Source organism: Curtobacterium sp. AC273 (assembly GCF_979253735.1).
Genome location: NZ_CEEDDU010000005.1, coordinates 326,064 through 352,083, shown reverse-complemented (window position 1 = coordinate 352,083; position 26,020 = coordinate 326,064). Strand labels below are relative to the sequence as shown.

Sequence of the window (26,020 nt, the reverse complement as noted above, 5' to 3'; positions counted from 1 at the left end):
GGGTCAGGCGCGGCCGGTGGCGGCGCCGTCGTCGACCGTGGGGTCGTCGGCGTCGAGGACGGGCATGCTCGGCCGGACCCGCTCGAGGCCCAGAAGACCACGAGTCCGAGCGCGCAGCCGATGAACCAGCTGTAGTTCGACAGCCACGGGGAGCACACCGAGCGCCGGCGGCAGGACCGCGCTGGCGACCGACACGGCGCCGGTGACGACGAGGGTCCAGATCGCGTTCGGGTTGAACCCCTTCGCGTACCAGTACCGCGCCGTCGGGTCCTTCGTGTACATGTCGTCGACCGCGACCCGCTGCTTCGCGACGATGTAGTAGCCGGCGATGAGGATGCCGAACAACGGGCCGATCAGCGCGCCGAGCACACCGAGCGTGTAGAGGATCGCCTGGTCGTTGCCGTACCAGTTCCACGGGGTGAGCAGCACCGAACCGACCGCGGCGATCATGCCGCCGGCGCGCCAGCTGATCCGCCGCGGGGCGACGTTCGAGAAGTCGAACGCGGGGCTGATGAAGTTCGCGACGATGTTGATGCCGACGGTGGCGGTGACGAAGGTCAGGCCGCCGAGCAGGATCGCGAACGGTGCGCCGATGGCCTGCACGGTCTCGATCGGGTCGGTGATGAGCTTGCCGAACACCGGCACCGTGGCGCTGGCGCAGAGCACGGTCAGCACCGAGAAGAACAGGAAGTTGATCGGCAGCCCCCAGAGGTTGCCGCGCTTGACCGCGTCGAAGGACTTCGCGTAGCGGGAGAAGTCGCCGAAGTTGAGCATCGGGCCGGAGAAGTAGCTGACCACGAGGGCGATCGCGGACAGCATCACCGGGATGCTCGCGCCGAACGAGAGCGGTTCGCCGGCCGAGAGCGTGAACGAGATGTTGCCGATGCCCGCCTGGCTGACGAGGTAGACCGCGAGGGCGATCATCACGACGTAGACCGCGGGACCGGCCCAGTCGATGAACTTCTTGATCGCGTCCATGCCCATCCAGAACAGGGCGCCCTGGGCGACCCAGAGGATCGCGTAGGAGATCCAGCCGAGCGCGGAGAGCCCGAGGAACGAGTGCTCGAGGAGCCCCGCCGACGCCGGGATGAACTTCAGGAAGATGATGTTGAGCGACTGCGCGGCGAGGAAGGTCTGCACGCCGTACCAGGCCATCGCGATGAGGCCGCGGATGATGGCGGGGACGTTCGCGCCGAGGACGCCGAACACCGCGCGGTTGATGACCGGGTACGGCACCCCGGTGCGCTGCGACGGCTTCGCGACGAGGTTCGCGAACACCTGCACGATGAGGATGCCGGCCACCAGGGCGATGAGCACCTGCCGGCTGGCGATGCCGAGCGCGAAGAGCGACCCGGCGGTGACGTACCCGCCGACCGAGTGCACGTCCGACATCCAGAACGCGAAGATGTTGTAGCTCGTCCACGACTGCTTCCGCAGCGGGGCGAGGTCTTCGTTCGTGAGCGCCGGGTCGTACCCGGGCTTGACGACACCGGCACCGGCGGGGGCCGGTGTGGTGAAGGGGGCGTGGGGCACGGCGACCGGGGCCTGGATCTCTGTAGCCATTGCGTCCTCCGAGGAGTGGGAAGGGCGAGCGGTGCCCGCCTCTGCGCACGACGCTACGAAGCCTCTTCGATGCGCCCGTTTCCCCCCGTGTAACGGTCGTGTGTCCGAGCGACGGGCCTGAAACGACCGTTCCAGCCGGCGATGGCCGCCAGGAACTTGCACAGGCTTGTGCACGATGATGGCGGGATGCAGTACGACACCCGCTACGTGGCCATCGGCGACAGCTTCTCCGAAGGGGTCGGCGATGCCGGCGCGGTCCCGTTCCCCGGGTGGACGGGCCGGCTCGCCAGCGGCATGGCCGACCACCTCGGTGCACCCGTCTCGTACGCCAACCTCGCCGTCCGCGGGCGGCTGCTGGCCGGGGTCCTCGACGGGCAGCTCGACGCGGCGCTCACCCTCGACCCCGCACCGACGCTCATCACCTTCTGCGGTGGCGGCAACGACCTGCTCCGCCCGCGCTTCGACGCCGACCAGCTCATCGGCCCACTCGAGGCAGCGGTGACCACCGTGCTCGACCGCGGGGTCCGGATCGCCCTGCTCAGCCCGGCCGACCCCAGCGCCCGACTGCCCCTGGGGCCCCTGATCAACCGCCGCGGCGACGCCTGGGCCGAGGCGCTCGGCGACCTCGCCCGTCGACACGACCTGCCGTTCGTCGACGTCTCCCGCGACGACCACCTGCGCCGCGCCGAGTTCTGGTCCGAGGACCGACTGCACATGAACGCGACCGGCCACCAGCGCGTCGCCGACCTCGCCCTGCACGCCGTCGTGGACGGCCCCGCGCCGGTGGTCCCGACCGAGGCCCCGGCCGGCCGACGACGCCTCCGCGAGGAGGCCCGCTACTACCGCGAGCACGTGCTGCCGTGGGTGGGCCGTCGCGTCACCCGCCGATCCTCCGGCGACGGCCGGTCGGCGACGTTCCCGACGTGGACGACTGCCACACCGAACGTCCTGCAAGGGCTGAACATCACCACAGCCGGGGTGATCGTGCGGCATGCCGCAGTGATGTCGCACCGTGCTGCCCGGGCTGCGACGGGCCGCGACGGCGCTGCTAGACAACAGCAATGACCAGGGGAATCAGTGATCGACCACGTGGGCGTCACGGTGCCGGACATCGACGCAGCCACGGCGTTCTTCGAGGCGGCGTTCGACGCCGTCGTCCTGTACGACATGCGGTGCCGCACTGAGGCGCCGAACGACTCCCCCGAGGCGCACCGCTACCTCGGGATCCCACGGAGCATGGCGCAGGGCGCGTTCCGGATGCTCGCGCTCCCCGAAGGGCCGGGGCTCGAGCTGTTCGAGTACCTCGGCACGGACCAGCACGGCGCGTCGCTCCCCTCCGACCTGGGGTGGCAGCACCTGGCGATCTACACGGACGACCTCGACGAGACGCTCGCCCGGGTCGAGGCCGCGGGCGGGAGCCGGAACTCGGACCCGCGCGACCTGCGCGGGCTCGAGGCCGGCGACGGCAACCGCTTCGTCTACACCCGGACGCCGTGGGGGTCGACCCTCGAGCTCGTCAGCTACCCGACGCCGCAGCCGTACCTGTTGCAGGCACCCCGGGCGAAGTGGGCGCCCTGGCCGACCACGGCCGACGCCGTCCGCAGCGCGGGGAGCTCCGTCCCCGTCAGCTAGCGGGACCCGTCAGCGCGGGACCCGTCAGCGAGCGGGACCCGTCAGCGAGCGGGACCCGTCAGCGAGCAGGACCCGTCAGCGCGCAGGACCGGCCACCCACGCGCGGGTCGGTCGCAAGTTCAGCGCGTGCGGGAACACCGGCCCGACCGGACGGAACCCGGCGCTCCGGTAGAGCGCGAGCGCCGGCGCGTTGTCCTCGAGCGCGTGCAGCAGGCACCGTCGGTGGCCGGCGCGCCCGGCCTCGGCGACCGCGGCGCGCAGCAGGGAACGCCCGAGCCCTCGTCCCTGTGCCCGCGGGTCGACGGCGAGGAGCGACAGGTAGGCGGCGTCCGCCGGGTCGTCGGGCAGCCCGGTGCCCGGTGCGGTCACGAGGGCGAACCCGACGAGCGCGGCGTCGACCGCCTCGGATTCCGACGCCACGACCAGCACCACGCGCTCCGCGGCGAACTTCGCACACGCCCGGGAGCGCACCGCGTCGGACTCCGGCACGCCGTCCCGCGTCGCCACCGCCGCCACCCAGAGTTCGACGCACGCATCGGTGTCGTCCTGGGTCGCGGTCCGCACGACGAAGGAGGCACCGATCACCCGCTCACCCTACGACGGCGTCGCTGGCGATCCGGAAGGAGGCGCCGCGGTGCTCTTCCGGGAGCCGGTCTCCGCGCCCGTGCAGCTTGTGCCGGAGGGAGCCGTCCTGGTAGCCGTCCGGGTACACGCCCCGCGCGCGGAGTTCGGGCACGACGAACTCGATCACGTCCTCCCACGTGCCGGGGCTCACCGCGTACGCCAGGTTGAACCCGTCGACGTCGGTCTGCTCCTGGATGTCCACGAGCTGCTGGGCGATGGTGGCGCCGGAGCCGACCGCGACGGGCCCGAGCCCGCCGATCGCGGTGTGCTTCGCGATGTCCCGCACCGTCCAGTTCGCACCGTCCTCACCCGTGGCCGCCGACAGGTTCGCGGCCGTCGACTGGATCGCGTTCGACTCGATGTTCCCGAGCGGCTCGTCGAGGTCGTACTGCGACAGGTCGACGCCGGTCCAGCCGGAGTTGAGCACCAGCGCACCGAGCTCCGACGCGTAGGAGGCGTAGTCGCGGTACTTGGCCTGCGCGGCCTCGTCGGTCTCGTCGGTGATGATCGTGAGCAGTGTGTAGACGCGAGCGGCGTACCGGTCGCGACCAGCTGCCTCCAGGGCGTCGCGGATCTTCCCGCACCGTCGCCGCCAGCTGCGGCAGGGTCGGGGCACCGACGAACACGGCTTCCGCGTTCTCGGCCGCGAACCGGATCCCGCGCGGCGAGGCACCCGCCTGGTAGATGACCGGGGACCGCTGCACCGACGGCTCGGACAGGTGGATGCCGGGGACGTCGAAGTGCTTCCCGTGGTGCCCGATCGGGTGCACCTTCGACAGGTCGGTGAACACCCCGGTCTCGCGGTCCTCGACGACCGCGTCGTCCTCCCACGAGCCCTCCCACAGCTTGTAGAGGACCTCGAGGTACTCGTCCGCGACGTCGTACCGGTCGTCGTGGCCGAGCTGGTCGGTCTGCCCCATGTTGCGCGCGGCGCTCGGCAGGTACCCGGTCACCACGTTCCAGCCGATGCGGCCCTTCGTCAGGTGGTCGAGGGTCGAGATGCGCCGGGCGAACGGGTACGGGTGCTCGTAGGCGGTGCCGGCGGTGATGCCGAAGCCGAGGTGCTCGGTCACCGCAGCCATCGCCGACACGAGCAGGATCGGGTCGTTCACGGGCACCTGCGACGCGGTGCTCAGCGCCGCCTCGTCCGTGCCGCCGTACACGTCGTACGTCCCGAGCACGTCGGCGATGAAGACGCCGTCGAACGCCCCGCGCTCGAGCGTCTTCGCCAGCTCGGTCCAGTAGGACAGGTCGTTGTAGTGCCGCGACCGGTCCCGCGGGTGCCGCCAGAGCCCGGAGGACTGGTGCGCCACGCAGTTCATGTCGAACGCGTTGAACCGGATCTGTCGCTGCTTCGGATCGCTCACGACCGCGACGCTACGTGCCGGTCCGCCGCTGGTCACGCACGGTGACGAACCGTGACGTCGCGGTCAGACCGTGGCCCGCATCACCCAGCGCCACTTCGCGATCCGGCGGTCGCGGACGAACCCGAACGCGGTGAAGAGCTCCTCCGGTCCGGTGTGCAGGTACGCCCCGCGCTGCGGCGGGCGCTCGGCCGTCTGCTCCGGGTACGCCTCGACCACCCCGCCGCCGGAACGGCGGATCTCCTCGAGCGCCGTGGTGACGGCTGCCCGGGCGACCCCGTGGCCACGGTGCCGGGACTCCACGAAGACGCAGCCGATGCGCCAGTCCGGTGGTGTCGCCGCGGCCACGTCCCGCTCGTACGCCTTCCGGTTCTGGATGCCGGGCAGCTCCGTCGGACGCCCGAACTGGCACCACCCCCACCGCCACGCCGTCGGCGTACACGAGCACCTGGTGGTTGGTCCCCGCCCGGACGTGCCGGTGCTTGGCGTCCTCGTTCCGGACGTCCGGGTCCGCGCGGACCTCGGCGGCGTCGGGGTGGAACCCGATGCACCAGCAGCCGCCCCAGACGCCGTTGCTGCGTTCCACGAGCGCGGCGAAGTCCGGCCAGGTCTCCTCCGTCAGCAACCGCGTCGTGTACTGCACGGTCCGATCATGCTCCCCCCGGAGCCGTCTCCCGCCGGTCCGGACGGCTGGACCGACGGCCTGGAGGCGCGGTGCGGGCCCGCCCCGCGCCTCCAGGCCGTCGACCGGTCACGTCACGGGCGGACGGTCGCCTCACGCGCCGCGGCCTCGGCCGCCACCCACGCGAGCATCCCGCACTTCACGCGCATCACGAACTTGGAGACGCCGTGGAAGGCGACCAGGTCCTCGAGGACGTCCTCGTCGGGCTCGCCCACGCCGCGGGACCGCATCATGGTGCGGAACTCCTCGGTGAGCGCCTGCAGTTCCGGCACCGTGCGACCGACGGCCATGTCGGTGAGGACGGACGCCGACGCCATCGAGATCGAGCAGCCGTCGCCCTGCCAGGCGAGCGCCGCGATGCGGTCGGTCCCCGGTTCGAGCCGCAGGCGGACGGTGATCTCGTCGCCGCAGGTGGGGTTCCGCTCGAAGTGGGCGGCATCCGCGTCGGGCAGCTCGCCGTCTCCGTGCCGGGCCTTGGCGTGGTCGAGGATGACCTGCTGGTAGAGCGAGTCGAGGCCGTTCACGAGGTCGCTCCGAAGTACGCACGGGATCTCGCCGACCGCGACGAGGAAGCGGTCGACGTCCTGCTCGGTCGTGTACACGTACGTGCTGGCGCGGCTCGTCGCCGTCGGCCCGAGCCTGCGATGCAGGGGCTGGGCGCAGTGGTGGCCGGAGCGGACCGCGATCCCCTGCGCGTCGAGGTACTGCGAGACGTCGTGCGCGTGCACGCCGTCGACGTCGAACGACACGAGACCGGACCGGGGCACCCCGCGGGCGGGCCGATCGGACCGGATCCCGGGGATCGACGCCAGGCCGTCGAGCAGCCGCCGGGCGAGGTGTTCCTCGTGCGCGCGCACCCGCTCCATGCCGATGCCTTGCAGGTACCGCACCGCCTCGGCGAGCGCGACGGCCTGCGACACGGGCTGCGTCCCCGCCTCGAACCGCTCGGGCGCGGGCATGAACTCGCTGTGCTCCATCGTCACCGTGGTGATCATCGAGCCGCCGGTGCGGAACGGGGGCAGGGCGTCGAGGAGCTCCTGGCGTCCCCAGAGCACGCCGATGCCGTTCGGGCCGAGCATCTTGTGCCCCGAGAACGCGGCGAAGTCGACGCCGAGCTCCTGCACGTCGAGCGGCCGTGCGGGGCGGACTGGTCAGGCGTCGAGCACGACGAGGGCGCCGTGGGCGTGGGCCGCCGCGACGACCGCCGAGACGGGCGCGATCATGCCGGTGACGTTCGACACGTGCGCGAACGCGACGACCTTCGTGCGCTCGGAGACCAGGGCGACGGCGTCCTCGGCGGTCCAGGTGCCGTCGTCGGCGACCGGCACCCAGCGGAGCGTCGCGCCGGTGGCGGCGGCGAGTTCCTGCCACGGCACGAGGTTCGCGTGGTGTTCGGCCTCGGTGACGAGGACCTCGTCGCCCGGGCCGATCCGAAGCGCTCGGCGGGGGTGCCGCCACGGCCGCGGCTGGCGTTCGCGATGCCGTACGCCACCAGGTTGAGGGCGTCGGTCGCGTTCGAGGTCCAGACGACCTCGGTCGGGCCGCGGCACCGATGAAGCCGGCGACGGTGGCGCGAGCGTCCTCGTAGGCGTCGGTGCTCAGGGCCGCGAGCGTGTGCGCGCCGCGGTGGACGGCGGCGTTGTCGTGCTCGAGGAACCGGCGCTCGGCGTCGAGCACCTGCCGGGGTCGTTCGGCGGTGGCACCGAAGCCGAGGTAGGCGAGCGGGAACCCGTTCACCTCCTGCTGGAGGATCGGGAAGTCCCGCTTGATCGCTTCGACCTCGGACTCGGTGAGCGGTTGGTTCGGCGCCACGACAGTCACCAGACAATGGTGGTGCGTGCGCGGTCCGGCGTCCAGTCGACCGGCACCTGCCCACGGCGAACGCACGCCAGCCCGGGCGTCGTCGCCCGGGTCGGTGTGCTCGCTGTCAGGACGACTGCCGGCCGCTCGGACGGCTGCCGCCGCTCGGACGACTGCCGGCCGCTCGGACGGCTGCCGGCCGCTCGGACGGCTACTGGTTGCCGACGTGCTTGTCGGCGGCGTCGCGCGCGCCGTCGATCTTCTCGTCGAACTTGCCGCCGGTCGCCTTCTTCACGGCGTCCCGCGACGCCGTCGAGGACCTTGTCGCTGACCCCCTCGGCCTGCTCGCTCTTCAGGGCGTCCTGGACCTTGCCGTCCTTCAGGAACTCCTGCGCCTTCTTCGTGATGTCGTCGAACCCCGCCATCGGCCTGCTCCTCGCATCGTGCGGAGCCCGTCGCTCCGTCGTGCAGCCGATGGTAGGCCGATCTGCGCGCTTCAGACCATCTGCGCGCTGCGGCGTCGTGCGAGCACGTAGCCGACCGCGACGGAGCCGGACACGGCCAGGAGCGACGGGATGAGGATGTCCGTGCCCTCCTGGGTGAACTCGACCACGAGCACGAGGGCGGTGAAGGGCGCGCGCATCGTCGTCGCGAGGAACGCCGCGGCACCGATGAACGCGAAGGCGGTGAGGCCCTGCGAGTCCGTCGGCCAGAGCAGGAGCCAGAGCCCGCCGAGTCCGCCGCCGACCGCCGAGCCGATCGCGATCGACGGGGTGAGGGTGCCGCCGACCGCTCCCGCGCCGATCGTCGCCGAGGTCGTGATCGTCCGGACCAGGCCGAGCACCAGCAGGAGCACGATCGGGGCCATGCCCGCCACGGTGCCGTCGTCGAGCGACGCGTTCATCGCCACCAGGCCGAGCGCCCGCCCGTTGCCGAGGATCTCCGGGAACGGGACCGCGATGAGGCCGACCATCGCCAACACGACGGGGAGCACGACGAGCAGGTGCCACCCCTTCGGCGCGATGCCCTGCAGCTGGTTCGCCGAGCTTCACGAACCCCACGCACCGCGAGCAGCACCGGGCCGACCACCACCGCCCAGACCAGCAGGGACGGCGAGAGGTGCGTCGCCGGCACGTGGTACAGCACCTCGTCCGGGATCACCAGGCGCGCGACGACGGCCGCGACCGCACTCGTCGCAAACGCCGGCAGCGCGGTGGCGAAGCTGATCTCGCCGAGCAGCACCTCGACCGCGAAGAGCGCACCGCCGAGCGGGACGTCGTACACGGCGGCGAGGCCGGCGGCGGCACCGCAGGCGACGAGGATCTTCGTCTCGCGGGCGGTCAGACCGGCCCGGGCGGTGACGAGCTGGGACAGCCAGGCGCCGATCTCGCGCGGTGCCACCTCCTTGCCGATCGAGGCGCCGAGTCCGACGGCCAGGATCTGCACGCCGGCGTTCGCGACCGTCGCGAGCGCGGGCATCCGCTTGCCGCCGACGGCCGCGGGCACCGAGACGATCGGTCGACCCCAGCGACGGAGGGCCCACCAGGCGAACCCGGTCAGGACACCGGCGGCGACGAGCGCGAGGAAGCGGTTGAGGGCGACGAGGGCGTCCGCCGCCTCGAGGTGCCCGCCGAACGGGTACCCGAACGCGACGAACTGGATGAGTTGCAGCGCGAGCCACACCGCGATCCCGGCGATGCCTCCGGCGACCCCCACCAGCGCCGTGATCACGGCCAGCTTGAGCGCCCAGAGCGGGGTCGTCCGTGTCGCGTGTCCCGTGTGCGGCATGTCGGGAAGCCTAACGGCTGCCCCGATCCCGCCCCGTCACACGGCGTCGCCGCTCAGAACCAGCGTTTGACCTTGAACACCACCCAGAGCACCGCCGCGAACACCACCATCGCGACGATCGCCAGCGGGTAGCCGAGGGCCACGCAGCTCGGGCATGTGCGTGAAGTTCATGCCGTAGATCGCGGCGACCAGCGTCGGCGCGAACAGGATCGCCGCCCCACCCCGAGATCTTCTTCGTGTCGTCGTTCTGCTTCTGCGCCGCGAGCGTGGAGTCGACCGTCAGCGCGTTCTGCAGCAGCTGCCGGAAGGTGTCCAGGCGCTCCACCGTCCGGATGGCGTGGTCGAGGACGTCGCGGAACGGTCGCTGCATCTCCACCGGCAGGTGGTACTTCTCGGCGCCCCGGTGCAGGTTCTCGATGATGTGGATCAGTGGACGAGCGGCGCGCTGGAAGTCGACGACCTCGCCGAAGAGCTCGTAGATGCGCCGCGAGACGCCGGCCTCGCCCGCGAACAGCTGGTCCTCGATCTGGTTGATGTCCTCCTCGAGGCCGTCGATGACCGGCACGTAGCCGTCCACGATCGTGTCCATCAGGGCCCAGAGCCTGCGCCTGCGGGCCGACCGTCACGAGCCCGGGCTTCCCGCTCATCCGCTGCAGGGCCCGCGGCACGGTCCGCGCCCCTCGGGATCGGCCTTGACCACCACCAGGAAGAAGTCCTCGCCGACGAAGGCGTGCACCTCGCCGAACTCGACCTCCTCCGCACGGTCGTTGTACAGCGCCGGCTTCAGCACGACGAAGAGCGTCGAGCCGTAGCGCTCGAGCTTCGGTCGCTGGTGCCCCTCGGCGGAGTCCTCCACCGCCAGTTCGTGCAGGCCCAGCGCGACCGCGACGTCGCCGAGCTCCTCGGCGTCGGGCTGGTGCAGCACGATGCACGCGCTGGCGCCCTGGTCCTCGAGCATCCGGAAGGTGTCGTCGAGCGACGGACTCGGGATCGGGGCGATCCGGTCGACGTAGACGGTGTTCAGCTCGACGGTCACGCCACCACCGTACGCAGGGTGAGCGGCTTCCGGCCTGGAGGCGCGTGGCGGCGCCGCCGCGCGCCTCCCGGCCGTCCCCCGTCTGCCTGGACGCACGCTGCGCGCCGGTGGTGACCGTGCGCCTACGGTGCAGGTCATCAGCATGCTGACGAAAGGGACTGTCATGAAGAGGATCTGGAAGCGGATCGCCGTCGCGGTGAGCGCCGTCGTCGCGGTCGTCGGCGCGTTCGTGGGCTCCGGGGCCGCCGGGGGCACCCCGATCCAGGACGCCGCGGGCGGGGCGCTCTCGGCGTCCTCGACCGCGATCGCCCCGGACGGCCCGGCGTTCTCGATCTGGAGCGTCATCTACGTGGGGCTGCTGGCGTACGCCGTCCGCCAGTGCTTCCGCACCGCCGACGACGACCGTCACGCACGCCTCGCGGTGCCGGTCGTGCTCTCGCTGCTCCTGAACGCCGCGTGGATCCTGTCCGTGCAGTTCGGGTTCCTGTGGCTGAGCGAACCGATCATCGTCGCGCTGCTCGTCGTGCTCGTCTGGGTCTTCGCGATCCTGCGCCGTACGCGGCCGTCCGGCATCGTGTCGGCGATCGTCACCGACGGGACCTTCGGCCTGTACCTCGGCTGGGTCTGCGTCGCGACGGCGGCCAACACTGGCTGCGGTCCTGACGGCGGCGGGCTTCCGGGGCTTCGGCCTCGGGCAGGACGTCTGGGGCGTGCTCGTCGCCGCCGTCGCCGGGCTCGTCGGGGTGCTGCTCGCGGTGTGGGGCCGCGGGCGCCTCGCGCCGACCGCCGCGCTCGCGTGGGGGCTGGTGTGGGTGGCGGTCGCGCGGCTCGACGGGCCGCTCGTGTCGACGCCGACGGCGGTGGCGGCGGTGGTCGCGGCGGCTGCGGCGGTCGTCGTGACCCTCGTGGTGCGGGCGCGGGTCGGCTGGGTCGCCGGACGCGCGGGGCGGAGTGGGCACGGTGCGTCCGTGCTGCCGGAGCGACAGATGTCCTGACAGCCGCCCGGCGCGACGAGCGTTTCGCCCTGAGCGACACTTCTCGGGGTCGTGGCCGCGAGAAGTGTCGCTCAGCGAATCCCGCCCGGCGGCGGGCGGGCGGGCGGGCGAGGGCGGCGGGCGGGGCGGCGGGGGGGCGGCGGGCGGGCGGCCGGCGGCGCCGCAGCCGCTCAGCGCGCGGCGGCCACCAGCCCGTGCGCCGCGGCGACGGCGTCGTTCACGACCTGTCCCGCGTGCACGTTCACCCCGAGCGCTAGCGCCGGGTCCGCCGCGGTCGCGTCCTGCCACCCGCGGTCCGCGATCGCCACGGCGTAGGGCAGCGTCGCGTTCGTGAGCGAGATCGTCGAGGGTGCGCGGAACGGCGCCCGGCATGTTCGCCACGCAGTAGTACACCGAGTCGTGCACCGCGAAGGTCGGGTCGTCGTGGGTGGTCGGGTGCGAGCCCTCGAAGCAGCCGCCCTGGTCGATCGCGATGTCGACGAGCACCGACCCGGGCTGCATGTCCGCGACCATGGCGTCCGTGACGAGCTTCGGCGCCGGGCCCCGGGATGAGCACGGACCCGATCACGAGGTCGGCGTCCCGCAGCGCCTCCGCGATCGCGTGTGCCGACGACCGCAGCGTCGTGATCCGTCCGTCGAACCGGGCGTCGAGCGCGCGCAGCCGCGGCAGGCTGATGTCGAAGACGGTCACCTCGGCGCCCAGGCCGAGCGCCATGGTGGCCGCGTGCTCGCCCGCGACGCCGCCGCCGATCACGACGACGCGCCCCTTCGGCGCGCCGGGGACCCCGCCGAGCAGCAGTCCGCGACCGCCGTGCACGCGCATGAGGTGGTGCGCGCCGACCTGCGCGGAGAGCCGTCCGGCGATCTCGGACATCGGCGAGAGCAGCGGCAGCGAGCGGTCCGGCAGCTGGACCGTCTCGTAGGCGATCGCGGTCGCGCCCGACTCATGAGCGCGTCGGTCAGGGGCCGGTCCGCCGCCAGGTGCAGGTACGTGAAGAGGACCTGCTCTGGGCGGATCGAGGCGTACTCGGACGCCACCGGCTCCTTGACCTTCATGATCATGTCGGCGCGCTCCCAGACCTCGGCCGCGGTCGGGACGATCGTCGCACCGGCCTCGGCGTACTCGGCGTCGGGGAAGGACGAGCCGTCGCCCGCTCCGGCCTGCACCAGGACCTCGTGGCCGTGCAGTGCGAGCTCGGCGACTCCGGCCGGTGTGGCGGCGACGCGGAACTCGTTGTTCTTGATCTCGGTGGGAATGCCGATGCGCATTGCAGACTCCTTCGTGGGCGGTGCTGTCGTCCCGTCCATTGAGCACCGGATTCGTTACAGCGGGGGTTAGCGGCCGAACGATCTTCTGCAGAACCGCCGATCCGTGTCACCGGATTCGCGAGACCGCTCAGAACACCTTGCCGGGGTTGAGGATCCCCGCCGGGTCGAACACCCGCCGGATCGTGCGCTGCAGCTCGAGCACGTCGTCGCCGAGCTCGTCGCGGATCCACCGCCGCTTGAGGACACCCACCCCGTGCTCCCGGTGAGCGTCCCGCCGAGTTCGATCGCCGCACGGAACATCGCGTCCGCCGCCTGCCACACGTGCGGCGGGACTGTCGCCCGCGAACACGAAGTTCGGGTGCAGGTTGCCGTCGCCCGCGTGCGCCACGGTCGGGATCGCGATCCCGTACTGCTCGCCGATCGCCTCGACCCGGGCGAACATCTCGGCGAAGCCGGCTGCGGGGCACCGCGACGTCCTCGATGAGGACCCGGCCCCGTGCCTCCATCGCCGGGTGGAACGACCGCCGGATGGTGAGCAGGCGCTCGCGTTCCTCGGCCGACGCGGCCAGGTGGACGGTGCCGCCCTCGGACTGGAGGCACGGTGCAGCCGCCAGCGCAGCCTGGGTCGCACCCGGTCCGTCGTACTCGACGAGCAGGAACACCTCGCCCGCCGCGGTGCTCCCCACGGTCTGGGCGATCACGTCCGGCCCGAGGTACGCGGCGATGCCCTCGAGGGCGGCCGCGTCGAGGAGCTCCACCGTCGACGGGCGGTCGGCTCCGGTCACGACGAGCGCCGCGGCCCGGGCGGCCGACTCGACGGACGGGAAGACCGCGCCGAGGGTCGCCGGCTCCCCCGCCGGGATCGGGACGAGCCGGACGGTCGCGCCGACGATCACGCCGAGGGTGCCCTCGGAGCCGACCAGGAGCGCCGTCAGGTCGAGCCCGGTCACGCCCTTGACCGTGCGGTGTCCGGTCGAGACCAGTCGACCGTCGGCGAGCACGACGTCGAGTCCGAGCACCGCTTCCCTCGTCACGCCGTACTTCACGCAGCGAGTCCCCCGGCGTTCGTCGCGATGTTGCCGCCGACGCTCGCGATCGCCGCACTCGCCGGGTCCGGCGCGAACCGGAGCCCGTGCTCCGCGACCGCCGCGTTCAGGTCGCCGTTCAGCACACCGGGTTCGACGATCGCGAACTCGTCCTCCGTCGAGACGCCGACGATGCGGTTCATCCGCGCCACGCTGAGCACCACCGTGCCCTCGGTGCCGTTCGCACCCCCGGCCAGTCCGGTGCCGGCACCCCGCGGGACGACCGGGACGCCCAGCGCGGTGCAGGTGCGGAGGGTGGCCTGGACGTGCTCGACCGTCCGGGCCTCGACCACGGCGACGGCCGCCGGGCGCGGTCCAACCGGACTTGTCGGTCCAGTGCCGCGTCGAGCACGGCCGGGTCGGTCAGGACGAGCGTGCCGTCCGGGTCGTCGAGGGCGGACCGGAGGGCGGTGACGACGGTGTCCATGCCGCCACGCTACCGAGCACCGCTGTCAGCGCGAGCGCAGCGACTCGCTCGGCAGCACACCGAAGCGTGCGCGGTAGGTGGCCGAGGAAGCGTCCGAGGTGCCCGAACCCCCACGCCCGGGCGACGTCCGCCACGGAGGTGTCGTCGCGGTCACTGCGGATCAGGTCGGCGCGGGCGCCGTCGAGCCGGACGCCGCGCAGCAGGTCGCCCGGCGTCTGGTCGAGGTGGCGCCGGAGGAACTGCTGCAACCCGCGGGGGCTGAGGCCGGCGGCCGCCGCGATCTCCGGCGTGCCGATCAGCTCGCGCGCGTGCTCGTGCACGAACTCGAGCGCCCGTCGCAGCCGCTCGTGCTCGGGCCCGGTGCCGGTCACCGTCGACCGCCAACGGTTGCGCTCCGGGAAAGCTGCGATCGCCGCGGTGGCGAACGCCTCGGCGATGTCGCGCTGGATCGTCGGGGTCATCTCCGTGTCGACGTCGAGCCAGGTCGACGAGTACCCGTGGACGACGGACTGCCACGCACGCATCCCCTCGGCGGTGGGTCGCCGGAGTGCCTCGAACGCGAAGTCGTCGTCGCCCGCGACGGTCCGCAAGAAGTCCGCGTCGAGCTGGACGATGTTCATCCCGATGTCGTGGTGGTGCAGTTCGAACGACTCGGCGAACGGCAGGACCACCGGCACGCCCGGCTCGAGGTCGTGGTCCTCGCCGGCGTGGGTCAGCGTGCTGGACCCCCGGCTGGTCCACGCGACGAGGAACTCGCCGTCGGTCCGACTGTCGGTGCGCAGGTCGACGAGGAACCGCGACGACCGCAGCGACTCCAGTCGTCGCCGACGCCCGCGAAGTCCCAGTGGGCCGTCGGCCGGGTTCGTCGCACCTTCGGCGACCGGAAGTCGTAGTCGCCCCCGAAGAAGGTCAGCGCTTCGTCGATGTCGGTGCCGACGAGTCGCCGGTAGTACCGGGTGTCGGTGAGGGTCTCGGAAATGGGCACCATGCCCAGAACCTACGGGGCACCACCGACAAACTAGATCAGATCGTGACTCAGGGGCTGGAGGATCGCCTGCCCGACGCTCTCGTCGAGGATGAGGTCCGTGACCAGTCCGGCTGCAAGCGCACCGCGGAGCAGGCCGCCTTGGAACGGCCCGCGACGACACAGACCCGGCGCGGCGCGCGCTTGATCGTGTCGAGGTCCGGAGCCCCCCCCCGCGCGTTCACGCCGATGTCCTTCCACGACCCGTCGGCCCGGTAGAAGACGGTCGACACGTCGCCGACGACCTTGGCCTTCGTCAGCTCGTCGCGGTCCTCCGGGTCGAGGTAGCCGCCCCGAGTAGACGTGCGAGGGCACCGGGGCCTGCGGCGCGCCGACGCCGAACACGACGAGGTCCATCCGCTCGTGCAGGTCGAGCACGCGGCGGATCGAGCGCTCCCTGAACAGGGCCTCCTTCGTCGCCGGGTCGTCGAAGAAACGCGCACCGGGAACTGCTGCACGAACGCGCCGTAGGCCTCGCCGAACCGACCGAGGATCTCGGACGCGTAGACGATGCCCGTGGTGCGGGTGTTCGCGGCTCTGTTGATCTGCACGACGGTGAGCCGTCGCGGGTCTTCGGCACGAGGTAGCGGCTGACCGCACTGACGGTCGACCCCCCACGAGATGCCGATCACCACTGTTCGACTCGACGTACTGCGTCAGGATGCGCGCGGCGGACAGGGCGACCCGTTCCAGGCGGTCGACGTCGCTCGTGTGGTCCGGCACCGGCGACGTGCGCGTGCACCCCGAAGCGGGAACGGATGCTCCGGCTGAGCGCGGCGGCCTGGTCGAGGGGCGAGCGGATCTGGATGTCGACGAGCCCGGTGTCCCTGGCGTACTTGAGCAGGCGAGGACACCGACGACCGCGAGGTGCCGAGTTCGTCGGCGATCGCGTCCATCGTCAGGTCCTGCAGGTAGTACAGGTGGGCGGCGCGCAGCGCCTGCTGCGTCCGCATGGGCTGAGCCGCATCGCTCACGGGTGCTCCTTGATCCGGTAGAACGCAACCACATGCACGGACGTGCACGGCCTCTGCAACCCCTGTCGCGCCTCCAGACCCGCTCTGGAGCCTGTCCGACACGTGTGCTGCACGTTCGTGCACGCGAGTTGCCCGGCTTCTCACGGAGGCGCACGATTCATCTCGAACACAACGAACCGATCAAGGAAGCGACGCAGCAGATGTCGAAGAAGACGCAGCCCCGGAACACGGTGAACGCGCTCACGGAGCGCCCGAACGCACAGGTCCTCGTCGTGGGTGGCGGCATCAACGGCATCGCCACCTTCCGCGACCTCGCCCTGCAGGGCGTCGACGTCGCCCTCGTCGAGCGCGGCGACTACGCCTCGGGCGCCTCGGCCGCCTCGAGCCACATGATCCACGGTGGCATCCGCTACCTCGAGAACGGCGAGTTCCGACTGGTGCGCGAGAGCGTGCAGGGGAGCGCAACGGCCTGATCCGCATCGCCCACTACGTCAAGCCGCTGCAGACCACGATGCCGATCTTCTCGACGTTCTCCGGCATCATGAACGCGCCCTGCGGATGCTCACGCACAAGCAGCGCTCCACGAAGGAGCGCGGCGCGATGCTCATCAAGATCGGCATGACGATCTACGACTCCTTCGGCGTGACGGCGGCTCCGTCCCGAAGCACGTCTTCCGCACCAAGAAGGCCGCGCTCGAGGACATGCCGGCCCTCAACAAGGACCTGAAGTACACGGGCACCTACTACGACGCGAGTGTCCACGAGCCGGAGCGCCTGGCGCTCGACGTCCTCAAGGACGGCCTGGCCGCGGGAGCCGACAAGGCACGCGCAGTCAACTACGTCGAGGCCGCGGGCACGCGTGACGGCGGCGTGGTCCTGCGCGACCGCGAGACCGGCGACGAGTTCGTCTTCACGGCGGACGTCGTCATCAACGCCTCCGGCCCCTGGACCGACCTGACCAACGGCGCGTTCGGCGGCGAGACGAAGTTCATGGGCGGCACCAAGGGCTCCCACATCGTCGTCGACAACCCCGAGCTGCTCGAGGCGACGAAGGGCCGCGAGCTGTTCTTCGAGAACAACGACGGCCGCATCGTCCTCATCTACCCGCTCAAGGGGCGGGTCCTCATCGGGACGACCGACATCGACGCCGACCCCTCGAAGCCGGTCACCACGACCGACGAGGAGATCGACTACTTCTTCGGACTCGTGAAGCACGTGTTCCCGCAGATCGACGTCACGCGCGACCACATCGTGTACAGCTACTCCGGCATCCGTCCGCTCCCCCGTCACGAGGACACCGCCCCCGGGTTCGTGTCGCGTGACTACCGGATCGTGGACACCCCGATCGCCGGGCTGCCGAAGAGCACCGTGCTGTCGCTCGTCGGCGGCAAGTGGACGACCTTCCGCGCCCTCGCCGCGCACCTCTCCACCGAGGCCACGCAGAAGCTCGGCATGACCCGCAAGGTCGACACCACGGGCATGCCGATCGGCGGTGGCAAGGAGTACCCGACCACCGACGCGCAGCGTGCCCTGTGGATCAAGTCGCACCGCGACGGCCTCGACGCGTCGATCGTCGAGGGGCTGCTCGAGCGCTATGGCACCCGTGCCGCCGAGGTCGTCGACCGATCGGTCGACGGTTCGGTCGAGGCGCTCGAGTCCGAGCCGTCGCTCACCCGCGCCGAGGTCGCGTACTTCGCCCGCCACGAGCAGGCCGTGCACCTGGTCGACGTCGTGCTGCGTCGCACGAACCTGGCGTTCGTCGGCGGCGTCACGATCGACCTGCTCGACGAGCTCGCCGACGTGATGGCCGAGACCCTCGGCTGGACGCCGGAGGAGCGCGCGGACGAGGTCCAGCGCACCCTCGACGTCCTGCGGGAGTCGCACGGCGTCATCGTGCCGCTGACGTCCGCGTCGCAGCTCGCCTGACCCCACCCTCCCTTTCGCAAAACGCAACCTCGGCGGTTGCTCGCAGCGGTACCTCGCTGAGCAACCGCCGTCGTTGCGTTTTGGCGGAGGGGACCGGGCGGGCCGGGGTTGGGGGCCGGGTCAGAACCGCTCGCCGGTCGGGTCCTGCGCCGTCCGGTCGACGAGGTCCTCGCCGCCGACGGGCTCGCCCTCCCAGTCGACCAGGCGCCAGCCGTCGGCGAACGACCCCTCGAGTTCGACGATGCCGGTGTTCTCCAGGTGCCGCTCGTGCCGAACTCGTCCGGGGTGTTGTGCGCGGCCGCGCTCGCCCACGTCCGGATCGCGGCGCCGTGGCTCACCGCCGCCGCGACGTCGACACCGGTCGCCTCGATCTGTCGGATCGCGTCGTCGTAGCGCGCGAAGAACTCGTCGCCGCTCTCGGCACCGGGCATCCGGGTGCTGCGGTCGCCGGCGGACCAGCCGTGCACCGTCGAGATGTACATCTGCACGGACACCTTGTCGCGCTTGCCCTGGGTCTCGCCGGCCTCGATCTCGCGGAGGCCGGGCAGCACCACCGGTTCGAGCCCGAGCGCGGCGGCGAGCGGTGCCGCGGTGACCTGCGTCCGGACCATCGTCGAGGCGAAGAGCCGCTCGATCCCCCGGTCGGCGAGGGCGGCGGGGAGCGCGTCGGCCTGCCGCTGCCCGAGCTCCGTCAGGCCGGGCCCGGGCACCTCGGCGTCGAGGACGCCGTTCACGTTCGCGGGGGTCTGGCCGTGGCGGATGAGCAGCAGTCGCATGCAGCCACCCTACGGAACGGGGTGCGGGTGTCCGGCGACTCGGTACGACATCGGCGACGTCGCACGACGCACGACGCGCGACGCACGACGCGCGACGCGCGACGCACGACGCACGACGGTGTCGTTCCTCCCGGGGCGCGACGGACCGCGCGTTAACGAACGACGAGGCCGATGTCGTACGACACCGACCTCGTCGTTCCGGGGTCCGGCACCGTCAGCAGCGACCGACCCGCACGACCCCCAGCGTCAGCGCGCGGCACGCCCTCGGCCTCGCGCGCGGCCGCAGCCGCAGCGTCCTGCGCCGCGAACGGCAGGTCCCCCAGGTCGAGGTTCGGGTTGGTGTCCTGCGTCAGCACGAGCTCGCGGGCTCGTCCTCGGTCTCCACCGCCGGCATCGACCCGGGCAGCGGACGCTTCGAGGACTCCTTCATGCAGAAGACCCCGATCGCCCCGACGACGCTCATCGCCATCAGGAAGTACGCCGGCGCGAGGTCGTCGCCCGTCGCGGTGAGCAGCGCCTGCACGATGAGGGCGTCGTGCCGCCGAACACCGCGATCGCGATGTTGTAGGCGAAGCCCATGCCGCCGTACCGCGTCGAGGTCGGGAAGAGCGCGGGCAGCGACGCGGCCTGGTTCAACACCCAGAGCGCGGTCATCAGGGCGAGCAGCCCGAGTCCGGCGAGGGTGGACCACTGCTCGCCGTGGCCGATGAGCAGGAACGCCGGCACCACGAGCACGACGGTGGTGGCGGCGCCGATCCACATCACGACGCGGCGACCGAGGCGGTCGGAGAGCTTGCCGGTCAGGGGCAGCATCAGCGCCAACAGGACGAGCACCGGGATCGTCAGCAGCGTGCCGTCGAGCGCGCGGAGTACCCGAGCGCGTCGGTGAGGTACGTCGGCATGTACGAGGTGAGCGCGTAGCCGACGGTGTTCGACGCGGCGACGAGCATCACGGCGATGACGATCGGGCGCCAGTGCTGCCGGACCATGGCGAGGACGTTCGCCGGACGCTCGTCCTCGCCGAAGGACGCACGGGTCGCCGTCGCGGCCTCCTGCGCGGCCTGGGTGGCCTGGAACACCGGGGACTCCTCGATGCGCAGGCGGAACCAGATCGCGACGACGCCGATGACCCCGGCTGCGAGGAACGGGAAGCGCCAGCCGTAGGCGGTCATGGCCTCGTCACCGAGGGTGATCAGCCAGCACGGAGACGACGAACAGCGCCGAGCGCGAAGCCGAGGTAGCTGCCGAAGTCGAGGATGCTCGCGAAGAACCCGCGGCGACGGTCCGGCGCGTACTCGGTGACGAACGTGGTGGCCCCGGCCGTACTCACCGCCGGTCGAGAAGCCCTGCGCGAGCTTCAGCACGACCAGGACGATCGGCGCGAACACCCCGATCGTCGCGTAGGCGGGCAGTGCCCCGATCAGGAACGTCGACGCCGCCATCATGATGAGCGTCGTCGCGAGGACCTTCTGGCGACCGATGCGGTCCCCGAGCCGCCCGAAGACGATGCCGCCGAGCGGGCGCGCGATGTAGGTCGCGGCGAAGACTCCGAGGCTGAACAGGATCTGCACCGCCGGTTCCGCGGTGGGGAGGAAGACCCTCCCCATCGTGACGGCCAGGTAGCCGTACACGCCGACGTCGTACCACTCCATGGTGTTGCCGACGACCATGCCGCTGACGGCCCGCCGCATCATGCTCTTGTCGACCACGGTGACGTCGCTCTCGCGCAGCCGTCGGTGCGGTCGGGTGTTGGTACTGCTGGGATCGGAACCCATTCGTCTCTCCTCGGGGGGGGGGGTGGGGGGTAGCGGGCTGGATCGGTACCGGCCCGGAACAGCCAGCGACGTTACCGAGCAACCGAAATGTCATTGGCCGGTGATTCTCAGGGAACGGCGTGTCACCCGAACAGGGGTCGCTCCCGATCCGCACGCCCGTGCGGAAGCGGCCACGACGGTAACGAGGCCATAACATCGGCGACATGGCGATCGAACCCGAGACGAAGAACTGGACCTGGGTCATCGAGACCGCGTGCCCGGAGTGCGGCTACGACGGCAGGACGAGTGACGATCCGCGACGTGCCGGGGATCATCGAGGCGAACGCGGCGGCGTGGCCCGCGGTGCTCGGCCGCGACGACGTGCACGAGCGATCCTGACGACCACGCCTGGTCACCGCTGGAGTACGGCGCCCACGTCCGCGACGTGCACCGGAAGATGGCCGAACGGCTCGGGCTCATGCTCGCCGAGGACGCCCCGACGTTCGCGAACTGGGACCAGGACCGGACGGCGGTCGATGACCGCTACGGCGAGCAGGACCCGGCAACGGTGGCCCGCGAACTCGGCGAGGCCGCACACCGTGCGGCACGGGCGTTCGACGACGTCCGCGACGACCAGCTCGAGCGCACCGGCCTCCGGTCCGACGGCAGCGCCTTCACGGTCGCCACCCTCGCGACCTACTACGCGCACGACCCGGTGCACCACCTGTGGGACGTGCGGCGCACGCAGTAGCCGTCCCGGCTGACGGCCTGGAGGCGCGGGGCGGGGCCGCCCCGCGCTCTCCAGGCCGACGGGTGGGAACCGCTCAGAGCGAGCGTGTCCAGCAAGGGCGCGCGGTCGCGGCGTCCGTCACCAGCTCGTTCACGAGCCCGGCGCGGACGGCGCCGATGATGCTCGGGACCTTCGCCGCGCCGACGGCGACCCCGACGGCGTGCGGGACGTCGGCGAGCAACGCGCGCGAGGTGCGCACCATCCGGTCACTGCCGGGGAACTCGATCGCCGACCCGTCGGCGGCGTAGAAGTTGAGGCAGACGTCCCCCGCTGCCTGGTCGAACGCGGCGTCCTCGACGGGGACCCCGCGGGCGAGGGCATCGCGGGTCAGGGTCAGCGCGCCGATGCCGAGGATCGCTCCCTTGGCCCGCGACCACAGGCCGACGACGTGCTGGAACGCCGGGTCCTCGTCGAGCGAGGACCGCATCGCGGGCGACGGCAGCGCCTGCGCGAAGAGGAACGCCGGGATGGCCCCGAGCGCTCGGCCGCGGTCCGGGTGATCTCGTTCGTCTGGAACCACGGCATCGGGTCGGCCTGCCCGCCCACGGTGGGGACGAGCTGGACACCGGCGAGCGGCGGCATGCCGGACTGCGCGACGTCGTGCACGGTGCGCCCGGACGACATCAGGACGGCATCACCCGGCACCAGGGCCATGCCCTCGAGGGCGGCCGCGACCGGTCCGGCGAGGTCGGCGCCGAGCGTGGTGGCGTGCGTGACGGCGGCGAGGTGCACGGCCCGGAGCCCGAGCACGACCTGCAGCCGTTCGGCGAGGGCGACGGTCTCGTCCTGGAACGGGTCGACCACCTCGATGCGGACGAGCCCGGCCTTCCGGGCCTCGGCGACGAGCCGCGAGACGGTCGGCCGCGACACCCCGAGCGTGACGCGATCTCGACCTGGGTGGCGTCCTCGAGGTAGTACATCCGCGCCGCCTGGTAGACGGTGTCGAGGGGGACCGGGTCGGGCAGCCTCCGTGCCGGCAGTGCTCTCGGAGGACATGCGGCGGGACCCTTCGACTCGATCGGACACCGTGATCGTAGTCCGGGCGCCGGTCAGCGGATCGCGAACCCGCCGTCCACCCGGAGGTCGGTGCCGTTGACCATGGCGCTGGACGCACCGGCCAGGAAGAGCACGGCGGCGGCGACCTCGTCGGGGGTGGCGAAGCGGCGGTCGGGATCTCGTCCTGGTGCCGGAGTCCGTTCTCGTTCGCCCAGGCCGCACGGCCGAGGTCGGTCAGCACCACGGTCGGCGAGACGGTGTTCACGGTGACGCCACGACCGCCCCACTCGAGGGCGAGCACGCGCGTGAGTCCGGTGACGCCGGCCTTCGACGCGCAGTAGGCCGCGTGCCCGTCGATGCCGACGTGGGCTGCTTGCGAGGCGATGTTCACGATGCGGCCGTACCCGGCGCCGAGCATGTGCCGACCGACCGCCTCGCGCGACGCGGTACGTGCCGGTGAGGTTCACGTCGATGGTCTTCGCCCACGTCGCGGCGTCGAGGTCCTCGGCGGGGGCGAGTGCGGCGATGCCGGCGCAGTTGACGAGCACGTCGACGCGGCCGAAGCGCTCGACGACCTCGGCCACCGTGCCGGTGACGGAGTCCTCGTCCGTCACGTCGCACCCGAACCCGCCGTGGACGCCCGTGGCGACCTCGGGCAGCTCGGCCGCGGCGGCTGCGGCGCCGTCGGCACGGACGTGAGGAGACGGCCACCCGGGCACCGCGACCGGCGATGTGCGTGCTAGCCGATCGCGTTGCCGATGCCGGAGGCCCCGCCGGTGACGATCGCGGTGCGGTCGGTGAAGTCGTTCGTCAGGTCGACGGTGTCCGGGCCCGGACGGAGGGCAGCGGTGAAGTCGGTGCTGGTGGTCATGGTCGCTCCTTCGCGGTCGTGCCGAACCTACCAGAAATTGTGTTCTGGACAAGTGTTCCGAGCGGTGTACAGTCGTCGCGGAAGCCACCCAACGAGGAGGAGCAGATCATGTCGACGACGACCGAGACCACCACCATCCCCGAGACGATGCGCGCCGTCGTCGTCCACGGCCAGGACTACCGCCTCGAGACCCGTCCGGTCCCGACCCCCGGCCCCGGCGAGCTCCTGCTCCGCACCGACGCCGTCGGCGTCTGCGCGAGCGACCTGAAGTGCTACCACGGTGCCGCGAAGTTCTGGGGCGACGAGAACCGCCCCGCCTGGGCCGACACCGACCGGATCCCCGGGCACGAGTTCGTCGGCACGATCGTCGCCGGCGACGACGACGCCCTGGCCAAGCGGAAGGTCTCGCTCGGCGACCGCATCGCGTGCGAGCAGATCGTGCCGTGCTGGGAGTGCCGGTACTGCCTCGAGGGGGCGTACTGGATGTGCGACGTCCACGACATGTTCGGCTTCAAGGGCTACGACGGCGCGATGGCCGAGTACGTCCTGGTGCCCCACGAAGGCCCTGACGCACCCCGTGTCGAGCGACCTGCCGGGTCAGGTCGCCGCCTTCGCCGAGCCGCTGTCCTGCGCGTTCCACGCCGTCGAGCGCGGCGACGTCAAATTCGGCGACACCGTGGTGATCGCCGGCGCCGGCCCGATCGGCCTCTCCGCCATCGCCGGGGCACGGCAGAAGAACCCGCTCCGGATCATCGCGCTCGACGTGGTCGACGCGCGAAGCTCGAGCTCGCCCGCAAGGTCGGCGCGGACCTGACGATCAACATCGCGGAGGACGACGCGGTCGCCCGGGTCAAGGAGCTCACCGACGGCTACGGCGCCGACGTCTACATCGAGGCGACGGGTCACCCGTCGGCGGTCCCCCAGGGGCTCAACCTGCTGCGCAAGCTCGGCACCTTCGTCGAGTACTCGGTGTTCAAGGACAACGTGTCCGTCGACTGGTCGATCATCTCGGACGACAAGGAGCTCGACGTCCGCGGTGCCCACCTCGGACCGCACACCTGGCCGGCGGCGATCAAGCTGCTCGAGGCCGGGACGCTGCCGATGTCGGAGATCTGCACGCACCAGTTCCCGCTCGAGCGGTTCCAGGAGGCCCTCGACCTCGTCGGCGACTCCGCCGGCGCCAGCGTCAAGGTGTCGATCATCCCGTCCCTGTCGGCCTGAGCCGAAGCCCACCACAGGAGTCAGCAAGCATGTCAACGACGACACAGCGCGCCACCGGCGCCACCACGCCCCGCACCGAGGGTCGACTCGACCGGATGGGCATCCCGCGGCCGCTCGCCCTGGGGTTCGTCGCCGTCCTGGTCTTCATGACCGGCAACGGCGTCGAGTCGAACTTCATCACCCCGCACATGGTCGCGGTCCTCGGCAGCCCCGAGGCCACGGTCGCGACGATCGTCACCTTCTACAGCCTCGCCGCCCTCATCGGCAGCTACGTCTCGGGCGCCCTGTCCGACCTGGTCGGGCCGCGCCGGGTGATGATCCTCGGGTTCGCCGTGTGGGTGGTCTTCGAGGTCCTGTTCCTGCTCGCGCTGAGCATCGGCAGCGTGCCCTTCGCGGCGGTCGCCTACGCGATCCGCGGCTTCGAGGTACCCGCTCTTCGCCTTCGCGTTCCTCGTCTGGGTGAACATCACCACGCCGGTCGAGCGCAACGGTTCCGCGGTGGGGTGGTTCTACGTCGCCTTCACGGGTGGCCTGCCGACCCTCGGCTCGCTCTTCGCGATCGGCGCCATCCCGGTGTTCGGCGGCGGTACGGGTGGTGAGACGGGTGCGATGGTCGCGTCGATCGGCCTGGTCGTCATCGGGTTCCTCATCCTGCTGTTCGGCGTCCGGCTCCCCAACGGGTTCCGGCGGATCGCCCCGGCCGACGAGAGCGCCTGGCGGGTCCTGACGAGCGGCATCCGGCTGACGGTCACGCGGCCGAAGATCCTGATGGGCTTCCTGGTCCGGCTGATCAACACCGCACCCGAGTTCGGGATGTTCGTCGTCCTGCCCGCGGTGATCGCGAACGAGCGCGGCTGGGGCCAGAGCCGGTGGCTGCTCATGACGGTGTGCGTCTACGCCACGAACATCCTCGTGAACGCCCTGTTCGGCTGGGTCGGCGACAAGATCGGCTGGCAGCGCACCGTGAAGTGGTTCGGCATCGTCGGCTCCGCCGTCGGGCTCGTCGCCTGGTGGTACGTCCCGCAGCTCGTCCCCGCCGGTTCGACCTGGGGCTACGTGCTCTCCGTGATCGCCGGCTGCGTGTTCGGCTGCCTGCTCGCCGGCTTCGTCCCGATGGGCGCGATCATGCCGGCACTCGCACCCGAGCACAAGGGCGCTGCGATGGCGATGTACACGACCGCGGCGGGTGGCGCCGCGTTCCTCGGCACCGGTGTCGTGGCCGCCGTCCTCGCCCTCGGCGGTGGCGGACAGGCCGTCACGTGGACGTTCGTCGGGCTCTACGCCTGCGCGTTCGTGATGATCCACTTCCTCCGGGTGCCCCAGGGCCCGACGGGTGCCCACGGCCGACCGGCCCCGAAGGCGGACCGAGCACACTGAGTTCCGGGCGACGACGCCGTCCCGTCGTCGCCCGGTGCACCACCGGC

At 71.6% G+C, this 26,020-nt stretch carries 22 protein-coding genes and 12 pseudogenes; 8 read left to right on the top strand and 26 right to left on the bottom strand.

Annotated features, from left to right (window positions below; genetic code table 11):
• Positions 1-3: 3 nt before the first annotated feature.
• Entirely contained in the window at positions 4-1,563 is a 1,560-nt protein-coding gene (locus tag ACZ8AI_RS09095) for an NCS1 family nucleobase:cation symporter-1 (protein WP_464857979.1), read from the bottom strand.
• Positions 1,564-1,749: 186 nt separating this feature from the next.
• Between ACZ8AI_RS09095 and ACZ8AI_RS09090 the strand changes: the two genes are divergently transcribed.
• Positions 1,750-2,628, top strand: coding sequence for an SGNH/GDSL hydrolase family protein (locus ACZ8AI_RS09090; RefSeq protein WP_464857978.1), 879 nt, complete (start codon positions 1,750-1,752; stop codon positions 2,626-2,628).
• Positions 2,629-2,652: 24 nt separating this feature from the next.
• Entirely contained in the window at positions 2,653-3,195 is a 543-nt protein-coding gene (locus tag ACZ8AI_RS09085; RefSeq protein ID WP_464857977.1) for a VOC family protein, read from the top strand.
• A 75-nt stretch (positions 3,196-3,270) separates the two neighbouring features.
• Here the strand turns inward: ACZ8AI_RS09085 and ACZ8AI_RS09080 are convergent, their stop codons facing one another.
• From ACZ8AI_RS09080 to ACZ8AI_RS09040, 9 genes and pseudogenes are all read right to left on the bottom strand, one after another.
• Entirely contained in the window at positions 3,271-3,780 is a 510-nt protein-coding gene (locus tag ACZ8AI_RS09080) for an N-acetyltransferase family protein (protein WP_464857976.1), read from the bottom strand.
• A 4-nt stretch (positions 3,781-3,784) separates the two neighbouring features.
• Positions 3,785-5,141 (bottom strand): annotated as a pseudogene (locus tag ACZ8AI_RS09075) (LLM class flavin-dependent oxidoreductase).
• Between the two features lie 108 nt (positions 5,142-5,249).
• Positions 5,250-5,531: a GNAT family N-acetyltransferase gene (locus ACZ8AI_RS09070; RefSeq protein ID WP_464857975.1), complete on the bottom strand. Its 282-nt coding sequence runs from the start codon at positions 5,529-5,531 to the stop codon at positions 5,250-5,252.
• Positions 5,532-5,939: 408 nt separating this feature from the next.
• Positions 5,940-6,368 (bottom strand): annotated as a pseudogene (sufU, locus tag ACZ8AI_RS09065) (Fe-S cluster assembly sulfur transfer protein SufU); the annotation flags it as partial.
• Between the two features lie 17 nt (positions 6,369-6,385).
• A pseudogene (locus ACZ8AI_RS09060) lies at positions 6,386-7,677 on the bottom strand (SufS family cysteine desulfurase).
• A gap of 5 nt (positions 7,678-7,682) precedes the next feature.
• A complete protein-coding gene (locus ACZ8AI_RS09055) occupies positions 7,683-8,090 on the bottom strand; it encodes a hypothetical protein (protein ID WP_464857974.1) in 408 nt (135 codons plus the stop codon).
• Positions 8,091-8,161: 71 nt separating this feature from the next.
• The gene (locus ACZ8AI_RS09050; RefSeq protein WP_464857973.1) at positions 8,162-8,638 is read right to left on the bottom strand and encodes a chloride channel protein; all 477 of its coding nucleotides are present in this window, start codon (positions 8,636-8,638) and stop codon (positions 8,162-8,164) included.
• Entirely contained in the window at positions 8,566-9,453 is an 888-nt protein-coding gene (locus ACZ8AI_RS09045; protein WP_464857972.1) for a chloride channel protein, read from the bottom strand. Before ACZ8AI_RS09045 ends, ACZ8AI_RS09050 begins: the two co-directional genes overlap by 73 nt.
• Positions 9,454-9,463: 10 nt before the next feature.
• A pseudogene (locus tag ACZ8AI_RS09040) lies at positions 9,464-10,411 on the bottom strand (CorA family divalent cation transporter).
• A 241-nt stretch (positions 10,412-10,652) separates the two neighbouring features.
• Here ACZ8AI_RS09040 and ACZ8AI_RS09035 point away from each other — a divergent pair.
• Entirely contained in the window at positions 10,653-11,741 is a 1,089-nt protein-coding gene (locus ACZ8AI_RS09035) for a tryptophan-rich sensory protein (protein ID WP_464857971.1), read from the top strand.
• Here ACZ8AI_RS09035 and ald read toward each other — a convergent pair.
• The 7 genes and pseudogenes from ald to ACZ8AI_RS09000 all read right to left on the bottom strand — a co-directional run bounded on the left by ald (position 11,655) and on the right by ACZ8AI_RS09000 (position 16,242).
• Positions 11,655-12,753, bottom strand: a pseudogene (gene ald / locus ACZ8AI_RS09030) (alanine dehydrogenase). The gene ACZ8AI_RS09035 and the pseudogene ald sit on opposite strands and share 87 nt — an antisense overlap.
• Positions 12,754-12,880: 127 nt before the next feature.
• Complete coding sequence (locus ACZ8AI_RS09025; RefSeq protein ID WP_464858144.1) at positions 12,881-13,195, bottom strand: FAD-binding oxidoreductase; 315 nt, start codon at positions 13,193-13,195, stop codon at positions 12,881-12,883.
• Between the two features lie 85 nt (positions 13,196-13,280).
• Positions 13,281-13,538: pseudogene (locus ACZ8AI_RS09020) on the bottom strand (FAD-binding oxidoreductase); the annotation flags it as partial.
• Between the two features lie 257 nt (positions 13,539-13,795).
• Entirely contained in the window at positions 13,796-14,131 is a 336-nt protein-coding gene (locus ACZ8AI_RS09015; protein WP_464857970.1) for an FAD-binding oxidoreductase, read from the bottom strand.
• Positions 14,132-14,201: 70 nt separating this feature from the next.
• Entirely contained in the window at positions 14,202-14,936 is a 735-nt protein-coding gene (locus ACZ8AI_RS09010; protein ID WP_464857969.1) for a helix-turn-helix domain-containing protein, read from the bottom strand.
• 41 nt (positions 14,937-14,977) lie between these two features.
• The gene (locus ACZ8AI_RS09005; RefSeq protein ID WP_464857968.1) at positions 14,978-15,253 is read right to left on the bottom strand and encodes a hypothetical protein; all 276 of its coding nucleotides are present in this window, start codon (positions 15,251-15,253) and stop codon (positions 14,978-14,980) included.
• A 30-nt stretch (positions 15,254-15,283) separates the two neighbouring features.
• Positions 15,284-16,242, bottom strand: a pseudogene (locus ACZ8AI_RS09000) (sugar-binding transcriptional regulator).
• 221 nt (positions 16,243-16,463) lie between these two features.
• Here ACZ8AI_RS09000 and ACZ8AI_RS08995 point away from each other — a divergent pair.
• Positions 16,464-18,188 (top strand): annotated as a pseudogene (locus ACZ8AI_RS08995) (glycerol-3-phosphate dehydrogenase/oxidase).
• 120 nt (positions 18,189-18,308) lie between these two features.
• Here the strand turns inward: ACZ8AI_RS08995 and ACZ8AI_RS08990 are convergent.
• From ACZ8AI_RS08990 to ACZ8AI_RS08980, 3 genes and pseudogenes are all read right to left on the bottom strand, one after another.
• Entirely contained in the window at positions 18,309-18,500 is a 192-nt protein-coding gene (locus ACZ8AI_RS08990; RefSeq protein ID WP_464858165.1) for a hypothetical protein, read from the bottom strand.
• 20 nt (positions 18,501-18,520) lie between these two features.
• Positions 18,521-18,964: pseudogene (locus ACZ8AI_RS08985) on the bottom strand (histidine phosphatase family protein); the annotation flags it as partial.
• A 152-nt stretch (positions 18,965-19,116) separates the two neighbouring features.
• Positions 19,117-20,739: pseudogene (locus ACZ8AI_RS08980) on the bottom strand (MFS transporter).
• Positions 20,740-21,163: 424 nt separating this feature from the next.
• Between ACZ8AI_RS08980 and ACZ8AI_RS08975 the strand changes: the two are divergent.
• Positions 21,164-21,469, top strand: coding sequence for a DinB family protein (locus ACZ8AI_RS08975; protein ID WP_464857967.1), 306 nt, complete (start codon positions 21,164-21,166; stop codon positions 21,467-21,469).
• A 73-nt stretch (positions 21,470-21,542) separates the two neighbouring features.
• Here the strand turns inward: ACZ8AI_RS08975 and ACZ8AI_RS08970 are convergent, their stop codons facing one another.
• The 6 genes and pseudogenes from ACZ8AI_RS08970 to ACZ8AI_RS08945 form a co-directional block, all read right to left on the bottom strand.
• The gene (locus ACZ8AI_RS08970; RefSeq protein WP_464858143.1) at positions 21,543-21,935 is read right to left on the bottom strand and encodes a sugar-binding domain-containing protein; all 393 of its coding nucleotides are present in this window, start codon (positions 21,933-21,935) and stop codon (positions 21,543-21,545) included.
• On the bottom strand, positions 21,842-22,504 hold the full coding sequence (locus tag ACZ8AI_RS08965) for a sugar-binding transcriptional regulator (protein ID WP_464858163.1): 663 nt from the start codon (positions 22,502-22,504) through the stop codon (positions 21,842-21,844). The genes ACZ8AI_RS08970 and ACZ8AI_RS08965 overlap by 94 nt, the downstream gene beginning before the upstream one ends.
• 53 nt (positions 22,505-22,557) lie before the next feature.
• On the bottom strand, positions 22,558-22,638 hold the full coding sequence (locus tag ACZ8AI_RS08960) for a hypothetical protein (RefSeq protein ID WP_464858142.1): 81 nt from the start codon (positions 22,636-22,638) through the stop codon (positions 22,558-22,560).
• A 119-nt stretch (positions 22,639-22,757) separates the two neighbouring features.
• Positions 22,758-22,922, bottom strand: a pseudogene (locus ACZ8AI_RS08955) (SDR family NAD(P)-dependent oxidoreductase); the annotation flags it as partial.
• Positions 22,923-22,995: 73 nt separating this feature from the next.
• A pseudogene (locus ACZ8AI_RS08950) lies at positions 22,996-23,223 on the bottom strand (SDR family NAD(P)-dependent oxidoreductase); the annotation flags it as partial.
• Between the two features lie 20 nt (positions 23,224-23,243).
• Positions 23,244-23,375 carry a hypothetical protein gene (locus tag ACZ8AI_RS08945; protein WP_464857966.1) on the bottom strand — a complete coding sequence of 44 codons (132 nt, stop codon included), beginning with the start codon at positions 23,373-23,375 and terminating at the stop codon, positions 23,244-23,246.
• A gap of 108 nt (positions 23,376-23,483) precedes the next feature.
• Here ACZ8AI_RS08945 and ACZ8AI_RS08940 point away from each other — a divergent pair, with 108 nt between their 5' ends.
• Genes ACZ8AI_RS08940 through ACZ8AI_RS08930 form a run of 3 tightly spaced genes read left to right on the top strand, consistent with a single transcriptional unit; the run spans position 23,484 to position 25,973 of the window.
• A complete protein-coding gene (locus tag ACZ8AI_RS08940) occupies positions 23,484-24,596 on the top strand; it encodes an alcohol dehydrogenase catalytic domain-containing protein (protein WP_464857965.1) in 1,113 nt (370 codons plus the stop codon).
• 29 nt (positions 24,597-24,625) lie between these two features.
• On the top strand, positions 24,626-25,195 hold the full coding sequence (locus tag ACZ8AI_RS08935; RefSeq protein ID WP_464857964.1) for an MFS transporter: 570 nt from the start codon (positions 24,626-24,628) through the stop codon (positions 25,193-25,195).
• The gene (locus ACZ8AI_RS08930; protein WP_464857963.1) at positions 25,095-25,973 is read left to right on the top strand and encodes an MFS transporter; all 879 of its coding nucleotides are present in this window, start codon (positions 25,095-25,097) and stop codon (positions 25,971-25,973) included. Before ACZ8AI_RS08935 ends, ACZ8AI_RS08930 begins: the two co-directional genes overlap by 101 nt.
• Positions 25,974-26,020: the final 47 nt, after the last annotated feature.